Origin of the sequence: Neisseria sp. HMSC065D04, assembly GCF_001815675.1 — a bacterium.
In the GTDB taxonomy this organism is placed as follows: domain Bacteria; phylum Pseudomonadota; class Gammaproteobacteria; order Burkholderiales; family Neisseriaceae; genus Neisseria.
Genome location: NZ_KV821522.1, coordinates 1 through 362, shown reverse-complemented (window position 1 = coordinate 362; position 362 = coordinate 1). Strand labels below are relative to the sequence as shown.

1 protein-coding gene is annotated in these 362 nt (G+C 56.6%); it reads right to left on the bottom strand.

What is annotated here, in order from left to right:
* Window positions 1–362: DUF2345 domain-containing protein (locus HMPREF3050_RS08150; RefSeq protein WP_141758422.1), on the bottom strand; the 362-nt coding region annotated here is incomplete at both ends.

Sequence of the window (362 nt, the reverse complement as noted above, 5' to 3'; positions counted from 1 at the left end):
TCCTTCAGCGCATTCAGCTGCAGCTCGTCATTCTGTGCCTGTACTTCCACTTTGCCCTGATTGGCCTGCACCTTGATGCCGCTGCTTTGCGCAAACAGGTTGAGGCTTTCTACTGCATGGGCGGTCAGGCTTTGTCCGGCGGTGATGTCGGTATGGTTGCCGCTGACGAGGTGGATGTTTTCATTGGCAGTGTGCAGTTGGCTTTGTTGGGTTGCGGTAGCGATGCCGGCGGGGGCGGTTTGGATCAAACCGGCCTCTTTCAGGTCTTTGAGGGCGTCTTTCAGACGACCCCTTTGGGTTTCTTCATCGGTGTGGTGGTTGTTGGCGGTTTGGGCGGCTTTGTTCAGGCTTTTGGCGAGGGA